10 protein-coding genes are annotated in these 11844 nt (G+C 77.0%); 5 read left to right on the plus strand and 5 right to left on the minus strand.

Going from position 1 to position 11844, the window contains the following annotated elements; all coding sequences use genetic code 11:
- The first annotated feature begins 12 nt into the window (after positions 1 to 12).
- The 3 genes from EKG83_RS34085 to EKG83_RS34095 are packed head-to-tail and all read left to right on the plus strand — an operon-like array spanning position 13 to position 2990.
- Positions 13 to 1461, plus strand: a complete 1449-nt coding sequence (locus EKG83_RS34085; protein WP_033433051.1) for a pyridoxal phosphate-dependent decarboxylase family protein — start codon at positions 13 to 15, stop codon at positions 1459 to 1461.
- Positions 1462 to 1470: 9 nt separating this feature from the next.
- Complete coding sequence (locus EKG83_RS34090) at positions 1471 to 2415, plus strand: P1 family peptidase (RefSeq protein ID WP_033432982.1); 945 nt, start codon at positions 1471 to 1473, stop codon at positions 2413 to 2415.
- A complete protein-coding gene (locus tag EKG83_RS34095) occupies positions 2415 to 2990 on the plus strand; it encodes a DUF4865 family protein (protein ID WP_033432983.1) in 576 nt (191 codons plus the stop codon). Before EKG83_RS34090 ends, EKG83_RS34095 begins: the two co-directional genes overlap by 1 nt.
- On the opposite strand, the gene EKG83_RS34100 is transcribed toward EKG83_RS34095, so the two are convergent.
- Positions 2968 to 6231 (minus strand): tetratricopeptide repeat protein, encoded by a 3264-nt coding sequence (locus EKG83_RS34100; RefSeq protein WP_033432984.1) that lies wholly within the window; start codon positions 6229 to 6231, stop codon positions 2968 to 2970. The two genes, EKG83_RS34095 and EKG83_RS34100, sit on opposite strands and share 23 nt — an antisense overlap.
- Positions 6232 to 6512: 281 nt before the next feature.
- On the opposite strand from EKG83_RS34100, the gene EKG83_RS34105 reads away from it, so the two are divergent.
- Positions 6513 to 7433, plus strand: a complete 921-nt coding sequence (locus EKG83_RS34105; RefSeq protein WP_033433052.1) for an RNA polymerase subunit sigma-70 — start codon at positions 6513 to 6515, stop codon at positions 7431 to 7433.
- A gap of 76 nt (positions 7434 to 7509) precedes the next feature.
- Here EKG83_RS34105 and EKG83_RS34110 read toward each other — a convergent pair whose 3' ends face one another.
- The gene (locus tag EKG83_RS34110; RefSeq protein ID WP_033432985.1) at positions 7510 to 8136 is read right to left on the minus strand and encodes a DJ-1/PfpI family protein; all 627 of its coding nucleotides are present in this window, start codon (positions 8134 to 8136) and stop codon (positions 7510 to 7512) included.
- Between the two features lies 1 nt (position 8137).
- On the minus strand, positions 8138 to 9103 hold the full coding sequence (locus EKG83_RS34115; RefSeq protein WP_033432986.1) for a GlxA family transcriptional regulator: 966 nt from the start codon (positions 9101 to 9103) through the stop codon (positions 8138 to 8140).
- 79 nt (positions 9104 to 9182) lie between these two features.
- Here EKG83_RS34115 and EKG83_RS34120 point away from each other — a divergent pair, with 79 nt between their 5' ends.
- A complete protein-coding gene (locus tag EKG83_RS34120) occupies positions 9183 to 9920 on the plus strand; it encodes an aminotransferase class IV (RefSeq protein WP_033432987.1) in 738 nt (245 codons plus the stop codon).
- 114 nt (positions 9921 to 10034) lie between these two features.
- On the opposite strand, the gene EKG83_RS34125 is transcribed toward EKG83_RS34120, so the two are convergent.
- Both EKG83_RS34125 and EKG83_RS34130 read right to left on the minus strand, forming a co-directional pair.
- A complete protein-coding gene (locus EKG83_RS34125) occupies positions 10035 to 10484 on the minus strand; it encodes an Lrp/AsnC family transcriptional regulator (protein ID WP_194282957.1) in 450 nt (149 codons plus the stop codon).
- Positions 10481 to 11608, minus strand: coding sequence for a M24 family metallopeptidase (locus EKG83_RS34130; RefSeq protein ID WP_033432988.1), 1128 nt, complete (start codon positions 11606 to 11608; stop codon positions 10481 to 10483). The genes EKG83_RS34125 and EKG83_RS34130 overlap by 4 nt, the downstream gene beginning before the upstream one ends.
- Positions 11609 to 11844: the final 236 nt, after the last annotated feature.

An 11844-nucleotide genomic window follows, 5' to 3' on the forward strand; every position in this document is an offset into this window, starting at 1 on the left:
ACCCTGCCACGAATGGGTGATCCGCTGAATGACCGGGTGAACGCGGCCGAGGCGCTGGGGCTGGTCGCCCGGGCCGCGGGCCCCTACCTGGACGCGCTGCCCGACCTGCCGGTCCGCGACGCCGCGCACGCGCACCTGCTCGACGACCTCGACGGCCCGCTGCCGGAGTCCGGGGACGGCGCGGTGGCCGCGGTGGCGGAGCTGCTGCGGGTGGGCGTGCCGGCCGCGACGCACTCGTCCGGCCCGCGGTTCTTCCACCTCGTGGTCGGCGGCGCGACCCCGGCCGCGCAGGCCGCGGACTGGGTGGTGTCCCTGCTCGACCAGGCCGGCGGCGTGTGGTTGAGCTCGCCGCTGGCCGCCCGGGCGGAGGCGGTGGTGCTGCGGTGGCTCAAGGAGCTGTTCGGCCTGCCCGGCGGGTACGGCGGGGTGCTCACGTCCGGCGCGACGCTCGCCAACCTCGTCGGCCTGGCGTGCGCCCGTTCGTGGTGGGCGCGGCAGCACGGGGTGGACGTGGTCGCAGATGGCCTGGCCGGCCTGCCTCGAATGCCGGTGTTCGCCAGCGGCTACCTGCACTCCAGCACCCGCAAGTCGCTCCAGGTGCTCGGCCTGGGCCGCGACCACGTGCGCACGCCCACCCGGGACGACGCGGGCCGGCTGGACGTCGCGGCGCTGGACCGGGAGCTGGCCGACGCGGGCCCGGCCGTGCTGGTCGGCACCGCGGGCGAGGTCAACGCGGGCGACTACGACCCGCTCGACGAGATGGCCGACGTGGCGCGGCGGCACGGCGCGTGGCTGCACGTGGACGGCGCGTTCGGCCTGTTCGCCGCGCTGTCCCCGCGCACGGCCCACCTGGTGCGCGGGGTCGGGCGGGCCGACTCGGTGGCCGCCGACGGCCACAAGTGGCTCAACGCGCCCTACGACAGCGGCTTCGCGTTCGTGCGCGACCGGGACCTGCTCGCGCGGACCTTCGGCAACGGGCTCGCCCCGTACCTGCCCGAGCCGGACGGGGAGTCGGTCAACTCCAACACGCTGAGCCCGGAGTCGGCGCGCCGCGCGCGGGCGCTGCCGATCTGGGCGGCGCTGCGCGCGTACGGCCGGGAGGGCCACCGCGCGATGGTGGAGCGGCACCTGGACCTGGTGCTGCGCCTGGGCCGCCGGATCGCCGAGTCGCCGGACCTGGAGCTGCTGGCCCCGATCACGCTGTTCGTGGTCTGCTTCCGCTACCGGCCGCCCGGCGTGCCCGACGACGAGCTGGACGGGCTCAACCGCCGGCTGGGCGAGGCGCTGGTCGAGGACGCGCGGGTGTACGCGGGCACCACGGTGTACCGGGGCGTGGTGGCCCTGCGGCCCGCGATCGTGAACTGGCGGACCACCGAACCCGACGTGGACCTGCTGGTCACCGTGGTGCGCGAGCTGGGCGCGCGGCTGGCCCGGCGACGAAGCGGTGGCGCCTCCGGTTAGGATCGGTCCGTGCGCAACGCGATCACCGACGTGCCGGGTGTGCTGGTCGGGCACGCCACGCGGATCGGCGGCGGCGCGCTGACCGGGGTCACCGCGGTGCTGTTCCCGCCGGGCACGCGGGCCGCGGTGGACGTGCGCGGCGGCGGCCCGGCGACGCGGGACACGGCCGCGCTCGACGCCCGCCACGGCGGCCGCGAGGTGCGCGGGGTCGTGCTGACCGGCGGCAGCGCCTACGGGCTGGCGGCGGCGGGGGGCGCCGCCGACGAGCTGGGCGGCTTCGTGCCCGCCGCGGCCCTGTTCGACCTCGGCCGCGGCGGCGACTTCTCCGCCCGGCCCGGTGCCGCGGAGGGCGCCGAGGCGGTGCGCGCCGCGGGCCCGGAGGTGGCGTCGGGCAACGTCGGCGCGGGCACGGGCGCGCTCAACGCCACCCTGAAGGGCGGTCTGGGCACGGCGAGCGCGCGGCTGCCCGGCGGGGTGGTCGTGGGCGCCGTCGCCGCGCTCAACGCGGTGGGCCCGTCGGTGGACGCGGGCACCGGGCTGCCGTTCGCCGCGCACCTGGGCCTGCCGGGCGAGTTCCCCGGAGCGCGGGGCGACGACCTCGACGCGGCCCGCGCCGTGCCGGGTCACGCCCAGCCGTTCAACACCGTCATCGGCGTGGTGGCCACGAACGCCCGCCTGCCGCACCCGTACCCGCTGGCCGCCGCCGCCCAGGACGGCCTCGCGCTGGCCGTCCGCCCCGCGCACGGCCTCACCGACGGCGACACCGCGTTCGCCGCCGCCACCGGCACCCGCGACGCCGACCCGCGGGCCGTGGCCGACGCGGCCAGGGCGGTCTTCGCCCGCGCGCTCGTGCACGCCCTGCTCGGCGCCGCGTCGGTGACCACGCCGTGGGGCCACCTGCCCGCCTACCGGGAGCTCTACCCGCGCACCGCCGCCGCCTACAGGGGGAACTGATGCACCTCATGCAGTACGAGATCACGCTGCCCGCCGACTACGACATGGCGGTCATCCACCGCCGCGTCGCCACCAGGGGCTCGGCCACCGACGACTTCCCGGGCCTGGGCTTCAAGGCTTATTGCGCGCGGGAGCGCGGCGTCGACGGCTCGCCGGTCAACCAGTACGCGCCGTTCTACGCGTGGCGCGCGGTGGAGGGCATGAACGCGTTCCTGTGGGGCCCGTACTTCCGGGGCCTGAGCAACGACTTCGGCCGCCCGGTGGTGCGGCACTGGGTCGGCGCGGGCTTCGAGCGCGGCCCGGCGGGCACCGCGACCGCCGCGACCCGCCGGGTGGAGCGCGTGCCGGCCGACGCCGACGCCGGCGAGGTCGTGGAGCGGGCGCTCGCGGAGCTGCGCGACCACGCCCGCGACCCCGGCGTGCACGCCACCGCGCTGGCGGTCGACCCGAGCCGGTGGGAGCTGGTGCGCTTCACGCTGTGGCGGGACGAGACCCCCGACGAGGAGGTGCGCTACCGGGTGCTGCACCTGTCCCGGCCGGAGGCGGACGACCTCAGCCCCGGCCGCCACTGGTAGGCCGGACGCGCTCGGCGTGGGGCACGGACACGTAGGCGACCATGTCGAGCACGCCGCCGGTGCCGCGGTCCAGCTCGCGGGCGAGCCCGAGGACGCCCCGGTCGACCCGGTCCATCAGCCACGCCAGCAGCACCACCACGACGTCGGCGAGCATGCCCACCTGGACGGGCATCTCCTCGCGCCGGCCCGCGGTGACCGCGCTGGCGAAGTCGGTCATGCCGCGCTGGGTGAGCTGCCGCGGCCCGGTCTCGATGGCCCGCTTCATCGAGTCGACGACCAGCGGCACCAGCGACGCCCACACCCGGCGCGGGGCGACCTCGCAGATCAGGCCGCCGCACAGGGCCGCGGTCCACAGGGCCTCGGGGTCGCCCGCGCGCACCGCGCCGACGGCCAGGTGCGGCAGCAGCTCGGCGCCGCGCTCCCAGGCGCCGGTGGCGACCAGCTTCTCCACCGCGTGCCGGTAGTGCTCCAGGGCCTCGGCGTGCTCGCCCTGGGCGGTGAGCACGCCGCCGAGGTCGTCGTGGAACGAGGCGACCTCGGCGGCCGCGCCCAGCCGCTCGGCGAGGGCCAGGCCGACCGCGGCGCAGTGCCGCGCGGTCTCCGGCTCGCCGCGCTCGCGGTGGCACGCGCCGAGCAGGCGCAGCGCGGCCAGCTCGCCGGGCCCGTCGTCGGAGTCGCGGAACAGCTCGACGGCGGCCGCGCCGGCCTCGACCGCGCCGTCCAGGTCGCCGGCGGCGCGGCGGCGTCCGCACTCGTCGAGCTTGAACGCCGCCTGCCGGGCCCGGTCGCCCAGCTCCTCGGCCAGGTCGTGGCCCTCGGCGGCGCGGCGCAGGGCTGTGTCGGGGTCGTCGTCGCCGATGTCGGTGAGCACGGTGACCGATTCCAGCAGACCGGCGCGGTCCCCGGTCGCGCGGTACTCGTCGTGCGCGTCCAGCGCCGCCCGCCTGGCCTCGTCGGTCCGGTCCTCGCCCATCAGCAACCCCGCCATCCGCAGCAGCACGTCGGCGCGGTCGGGGCACGCCTCGCCCCGGCCCGCGCTCCGTTCGTAGTCGGCCAGGGCGGCGGCGCGGTCGCCGCGCCGCTCGGCCCGGGCCCCGGTCAGCGCGTACCGGACCGCCCACCGCCGGTCGGCGTCCTCCAGGTCGGGCAGCAGCGCGTCGATGCGCTCGACCAGCGCCGCGGCGCGCGCGTCGTCGTCCTCCAGCGCCAGCTCGGCCAGCAGCACGTCGGCGTAGGCGGGGGTGTCGGTGGCGCGGCCCGCCTCGGCGACCGCGCGCAACGCGCGCAGCTCCCGGTGCAGCACGCGGCCCAGCGGCCCGTCGGCGTGGGCGCGGGCGGCGGCGGCCAGCAGCCCGCAGGCGGTCAGCGCGGCCTCGGCGTCGGTGGTGGACCGGTCGCGCCACTCGTCGAGCCGGCCGTTGACCGTGCCCGCGTACAGGTAGGACCGCTCGATGCCGCCGGGGGTGCCGGTGTTGACCACGGCGTGCGCGGCGGGCACCTCCTCGGCGGTCAGCCGGCGGACCGCGGTGCGGGCGAACCCGGCGGCGAGGTTGGGCGGGATGGCCCACAGCGTGCCGATGTAGCCGCGGGCGCCGGCCCGCACGAACTCGCGCCCCAGGTCGGTCCACGGCCGGCACGAGTTGTTGAACACGATCGGGCGGTGTCGCAGGGTCAGCGGCAGGTCCTCCCCGTCCAGCCGCTCGCCGCCCAGCACGACGGCGTGGTCGGCGTCGTGGCTGTTGAAGAACACCAGCTCGACCGGCAGGTCGACGACCAGGGCGCGCAGCGCGGCGACCGACGCGTCCGCTTCGGACAACACGATCGAGTGGGTGTGGTGGCCGAGCGAGGCGGTGGTCTCGGGCAGCTCGCGGAACGCGCCGGAGTCGAACACCAGGCTGAACGCGCCGGGCTCGCGCGCCACGCCCGCCCGGTGCAGCTCGGTGAGCACCACCAGCAGCGGGTCGGCCACGACGTGCCCGATGGGCTTGCGCGCCCAGTTCGCCCCCTCGGTGCGCACGAACGGGTAGGGCAGGCCGGTGGTGAACGCGGTGAGCCTGCGGTCGCCGACCGCGTCGACGGCCTCGGCGGGCACCTGCGCGGTCACCACGGCCTCCACCGCCGCGTACGGGTCGTGGCCGCCGGTGGACAGGTAGCGCCACAGCGCCTCGACGAACCCGATGCCCTTGACCGCGTCGCCGATCGCGCCGGCCGCGGCGGTGACCCGGTCCTGCTCCTCGGCCACCACGCGCGCGACCTCGGCCAGGTCGGGGCGCGGGGTGACGACCAGGCGGGCGCCGCGGTGGTGGGCGTAGAGGGCGGCGACCAGGTCGTCGGCGTCGCCGGTGCGCTCGACCAGCACGGCCTCGTCGGACTCGGGCTGGTCGGGGGTCGGGGGCGGCGCGCCGTCGGCCACGCGCAGCGCCGCGCCGGTGCGCAGGGCGGTGAACAGGGCTGCCACCGGGTCGGTGTCGGGCGGGACCTCCAGCACGCGGTCGGGTTCGCCGCCGCGCAGCAGCCCCCACGCGCGTTCGGTCAGCCCGGTGGGGTCGGCGGCCAGGCGCAGGTGTTCGGGCAGGTCGGCGAGGCGCACCTGTTCGGGCGGGGCGGCGGGGGCGCCGCCGGGGGTGTCGCCGGAGGTGTCGTCGGTGAGCAGCACCGCCCGGCGCACGCCGGTCGCGGCCAGCAGCTCGGCGACCAGCGCGTCGCGCCGGTGCCCGGAGCCGTCGGCCGGCCGGAGCACGAGCACGGGCGCGAACCGGTCCCCGGGCAGGCAGGAGAGCACGACGGCGGCCGCGAGGGCCTGGTCCGGGCGGCACACCACGACCGCGTCGCCGACGTCGAACACCGGTTCGCTGGTGACCTCCACGGTCAGCTCGGACCGGCCCGCGGGCAGCTCGGCGCACGCCCCGCCGTCCTCCGGCGCGCACGCCGCCGAACCGGACACCAGCAGCCGCACCGAGCCGGGCAGGTCGAACACCACGCCGTCGCCGGTCGCGGTGCCGGGCGCGCCGACCGCGAGCCGCCAGCGGGCGGGCGCGGGCAGGTCGAAGCGCTGCCGCAGCACCGCGCGCACGTGCCCGTCGCGGGTCTCGTCGACCAGCAGGTCGCGGGTGCCGCCGTGCGGGCCGGTCAGCTGCTCGGTCGCCGGGATCGGCGGTTTGCGGTGCACGTCGAGCAGGACGGCGCGCAACAGCCCCGCCTCGAAGCGGAACCGGATTCCGTGCGGGGCACCGAGGTCCACAGGCTCACCACCCTTGCGGAACGGACGACGAGGTCCACCGGGCAACAGCAGGTGGCGGGCAGAAACTACGCCACGGACGCGCCGGGGCGTAGGGGAAACCGCCGGTTGACCGCCGTTGTCACACCCGACGCGGCTGTTCGGCCGACGCCGGCCACGGCACGCACCCGGTCGACCACGGCACGCGACCCGCGCCCCGGGACCGAACAGTTTCGCGGCCCGGTCCCGTCACATGTTCGTACGACGTGCGCCCGGCACGTCGCGGCGGGACCGGAGGGGTGGCGATGGGCGAGGTGGACTTCGAGCGCGAGGCCGAGGAGCACCGGCACGGGTTGCGGGTGCACTGCTACCGGATGCTCGGCTCGTTCGACGAGGCCGAGGACCTGGTGCAGGAGACGCTGCTCAGGGCGTGGCGGTCGCGGGGCACGTTCCGGGGGCGCTCGTCGTTCCGGGCGTGGCTCTACCGGATCGCGACCAACGCGTGCCTGGACGTGATCGACCGCCGACCGGCGCGCACCCCGGTCGCGGAGATGCCGTCGGCCGAGCTGCCGTGGCTGCAGCCGTTCCCGGACTCGCTGCTCGACCAGGTCGAGCCGGAGGTGGTGGCCCGGGAGACGATCGAGCTGGCGTTCCTGGCCGCGGTGCAGCACCTGCCGGGCAGGCAGCGGGCGGTGCTGGTGCTGCGGGACGTGCTGGGGTGGCCCGCGAGCGAGACCGCGGCGCTGCTGGACGAGACGGTGCCCGCGGTGAACAGCGCGCTGCACCGGGCCCGCACGACCCTGCGCAGGCACCTGCCGAGGCGGCGGGCCGAGTGGTCCGGCGAGCCGAACCCGCGGGAGCGGGCGGTGGTGCGCGAGTTCGTCGAGGCCACCGAGAGCTGCGACATGGCGAGGTTGGCGGCCGCGCTGCGCGAGGACGCCACGTGGACCATGCCGCCGCTGCCCGAGTGGTACCGGGGGCGGGACCTGCTGGTGGGCATGTGGGCGCCGGTGATGGCGGGCCCGGACGCGGTCGGCGAGTGGAGGGCGCTGGAGACGCGGGCGAACCGGCAGCCGGCCGTGGCCAACTACGTGCGCAAGCCCGGTCACGAGCGGTTCGAGCCGATGTCGCTGGACGTGCTGCGGGTCGAGGGGGACGCGATCAGCGAGGTGATCACGTTCGGGTCGGACCGGTTCGCGCTGTTCGACCTGCCGGCCGCGTTGTGACGGCAGGCGGGTCGCAGGCGGTCCGGTCGGCGCGGTCGGGCGCGGCGGGGTCCGCGCGGACCCCGCCGCGCCCCGGTCAGCGCCGCCGCATCAGGTGGCGGCCCCGCTCCACCAGCGCGGGCGGGGCCGTCTCGGGCGACCCGGCCCGGTGGGGCGGCCGGGGGTCGTACTCCAGCAGGAGCTGGGTGAACCGGGCCCGGTCGTCGCCCCACAGCAGCCCGACCAGGGTGAGCGCCATGTCGATGCCGGCGGACACCCCGGCGGCGGTGATCACGGACCCGTCGACGACGACCCGGTCGGTGCGGACCTCGGCGCCCAGCGCGGCCAGCTCGTCGCGCACCGCCCAGTGCGTGGTGGCCGGGCGGCCGTCGAGGATGCCGGCGCTCGCCAGCAGCGTCGAGCCGCTGCACACCGAGGTCGTCCAGGTCGCGGTCGGGTGCACGCGCCGCAGCCACGGCGCGACCACGTCCGCGTCCAGCACCTCGCCCCACCGGCCGCTGCCGGGCACCACGAGCACGTCGGCGCGGTCGACCTCGTCGAAGGTGGTGGTGGGCGCGAGCACCAGGCCGGCGTCGCAGCGCACCGGGTCGGGCGTGGCGGCCGCGAAGCGCGCGGTCACCTCGGGTTGCGGGGCCAGCACCTCGTAGGGCCCGACCAGGTCCAGGGCTGTCATGCCCGGGTAGAGCACGAAGACGACGTCCACTTCACCCCTCCTGTGCCGCACCGGTGGTGCGGAACCTGTCGCGGTACGCGCCCGGCGGCACGCCGAGCACCCGCAGGAACGCCCGGCGCATGGTCTCCGCCGAGCCGAAACCGCTCCTCTTCGCCACCACGTCCAGCCCCTCGTCGCCCCGCTCCAGCGCACCGGCGGCCGCCTCGACCCGCGCCCGCTCCACGTAGCGGGCCGGCGAGGTGCCGACGCGCAGCGGGAACACGCGGGCGAGGTGCCGGGGGCTCAGGGCGGCGCGGCGGGCCATCGCGGTGACGGTCCAGTCGGCCGCCGGGTCGTCGGCGACGGCGTCGAGCACGGCGCGCAGCCCCGGCTCGCGCACCGGCGGCACCCGGGCCCGCACGCTGAACTGCGACTGGCCGCCGGGCCGCTGGAGGAACACCACCATCCAGCGGGCCACCAGCCGGGCCAGGGCGGCGCCGTGGTCGTGCTCCACCAGGGCCAGCGCCAGGTCGATGCCCGCGGTGACCCCGGCGGAGGTGGCCACCCGCCCGTGCCGCACGTAGATCGCGTCGGGCACCACCTCCACGGCGGGGTGCTCGGCGGCCAGCCGGTCGCAGTAGGCCCAGTGCGTGGTGGCGCGGGCACCGTCGAGCAGGCCGGCGGCGGCGAGCACGAACGCGCCGGTGCACACCCCCGCGACCCGCCCGGCGCCCGCCGCCAGCCGCCGCAGGTGCGCCAGCAGCTCGGCGTCGCGCGCGGCGGCGGCGTAGCCGAAACCGCCGACCACCAGGAGCGTGTCCACCCCTCCGGACACCTCCCGCAGGTCCTCGGCCTCCAGCCGCGGCCCCCCGTCGACGGCGAACCCGCCGCCGACCGCCGCCAGTCGCACCCGGTAGCCGCCGCACACCCGGCCGGCGCCGGTGAACACGTCCAGCGGGCCGGCGATGTCGGTCAGCGTCGCCCCCTCGTACCCGACGACCAGCACCTCGCGCTCCACACCGCCCACCTTCCCCGCGGCGGGCGGCCGGCGGCAACGACGCGCGACCCTCGGATCCGGCCGCGCTACCGTCTGCGCCGTGCTGAACGTCGAGATCGACGGCGGGCCCGCCACCCCCGAGCTGCTCGCGCGCGGCCTGCTGGCCAACTACGGGCACTTCACCGCCATGCAGGTGCGCGACCGGCGGGTCAAGGGCCTGGACCTGCACCTGCGGCGGCTCGACGCGGCCCACCGCGAGCTGTACGGCGCGGGCCTGCCCGGCGGGCGGGTGCGCGAGCTGGTGCGCCGGGCGCTGGGCGGGGTGCGCGACGCGGCGGTGCGCGTGACGGTGTTCGGCCTGGACGAGCCGTCGGTGCTGGTGGCGGTGCGCCCGCCCACCGCGCCGCCCGGGACGCCCCGGCGGCTGCGGTCGGTGGACTACACCCGCCCGCTGCCGCACGTGAAGCACGTCGGCGGGTTCGGGCAGCTCCACCACGCGCGGCTGGCCCGGGACGCCGGGTTCGACGACGCCCTGCTCACCACCCGGGACGGCGTGGTGGTGGAGGGCGCCACCGCCAACATCGGGTTCCTGGACGACGACGGGGTGGTGTGGCCGGAGGCCGACTGGCTGCACGGCACCGCCATGCGGTTGCTGGAACGCGCGCTGCCGTCCCGGCGCGAGGTGGTGCGCCTGGCCGACGTGGGCCGCTACCGCGGCGCGTTCCTGGCCAGCTCGATCGGCGTGGTGGCCGTGTCCGGGATCGACGGCGCGCGGTTCGCCGCGGACTGCGCGGAGGTGCGGCGCGCCTACGACGCCGTGCCCGGCGATCCGCTGTAGGCGCCCCGTTGTACGGGTCTACCGCCCGTTTTGCGGACCTGCCAGCCCGTTGTGCGGAGGCTCCCACCCGTCGCGCGGCTCACCGCCCGTCGCGGAGGCTCCCGCCGCACGGCCTCACACCGCCGGCGGCCGGTCCTCGTACGGCGTGGACAGCACCACCGTGGTGCGGGTCGAGACGTGCGCGGCCTCGCGGATCTGCCGCAGCAGCTCCTCCAGCCCCGTCGGCGACGCGACCCGCACCCGCAGCAGGTAGGACGCGTCGCCCGCGACCGAGTAGCACGCCTCGATCTGCGGCAGGTGCTCCAGCCGCTTGGGGTAGTCGTCCGGAGCCGCCGGGTCGATCGGGGTCAGCGAGATGAACGCGGTCAGCGGCAGGCCGATCTCGTCGCCGTCGAGCCGCGCGGCGTACCCGCGCACGACCCCCCGCTGCTCCAGCCGCCGCACCCGCTGGTGCACGGCCGACACGCTCAGCCCGACCCGCTCGGCGAGGTCGGTGAAGCTGCACCGGCCGTCGGCGGCCAGCTCGCGCAGGATCGCCCGGTCCGTCGGCTCCAGGTTCGTCACGCCGGCAGCACCACCAGCTCGTGCGGCCGGTTGTTGACGCTCTCCGCGCCGTCGGCGGTGGCGATCACGATGTCCTCGATCCGCGCGCCCCACCGCCCCGGCAGGTAGATGCCGGGTTCGACGCTGAACGCCATGCCCGGCTCCAGCGGCAGGTCGTTGCCGTCGACGATGTAGGGCTCCTCGTGCACGTCCAGGCCGATGCCGTGGCCCGTGCGGTGGACGAAGCGGTCGCCGAACCCGGCGGCGGCGATGACCTCGCGCGCCGCGGCGTCGACGGCGGCGCAGGTGACCCCGGGCCGCACGGCCTCGACGGCGGCCCGCTGCGCGGCCTGGAGCACGGCGTAGGTCTCCCACACGTCGGGCTCCCGGGGTTCCCCGACCGCGTAGGTGCGGGTGGAGTCGGAGTTGTAGCCCTCCGCGACGGGACCGCCGATGTCGACCACCACCACGTCGCCGTGCTCGATGACGCGGTCGGAGACGTCGTGGTGCGGCGAAGCGCCGTTCGGCCCGGAGCCGACGATGACGAACTCGGCGAGCACGTGCCCCTCGGCCACGATCGCCGCGGCGATGTCGGCGCCCACCTCGCGCTCGGTGCGGCCGGGGCGCAGCCACTCGGCCATGCGGGCGTGGACCCGGTCGATCGCCGCGCCGGCCTTGCGCAGCGCCGCGACCTCGGCGGCGTCCTTGCGCATGCGCAGCTCGCGCAGCACCGGCCCGGCGAGCACCTGCTCGCCGCCGACGACGTCCTTGAGCCGGAGGTTGTGCAGGGCGGGCATCATGTCGGACACGGCGTGGCGGGTGCCCTTGAGCGCCTTCTTGACCAGGGCGTACGGGTCCTCGCCGTCCACCCAGGTCGCGACGTCCACGCCGAGCGCGTCGGTGGGGACGTCGGCGTAGCCGGGGTGCTCCAGCTTCGGGACGACCAGCAGCGGGGTGCCGCCGACCGGCAGCACGAGGCACGTCAACCGCTCGAACGACGCGCCGCCCGCGCCGATGAGGTAGCGCAGGTCCGAGCCGGGGGCGATGAGCAGGGCGTCCAGGCCCGCGGTGGAGGCGGCGGCGGTGGCCCGGTCGAGTCGGGCGCGGAGGGCGTCCACGTCGACGGGCCCAGCAGTGGTCGACATGTTCGGCAGCCTAGTCGGATCAAGGGCGGCGGAGCCCCCCGACCAGCCGCACGTCCTGCCACCGGACGACTGAGCGGGTGGGTGGGCGGGTGGTGGTTCGAGTGGTCGTTGTCGGGGTTCGGGGATACCTTGTCGGCGGGTGGGGTTCGCGGTGCGCTGTCGGCTTCGCGCGGTGTTCCGCTGATCCTGCGGTCGCCGCCGGTTCACCGCGCTTTTCCTGCTCCGGGGGTTCCGAG

Origin of the sequence: Saccharothrix syringae (assembly GCF_009498035.1) — a bacterium.
GTDB classification, from domain to species: domain Bacteria; phylum Actinomycetota; class Actinomycetes; order Mycobacteriales; family Pseudonocardiaceae; genus Actinosynnema; species Actinosynnema syringae.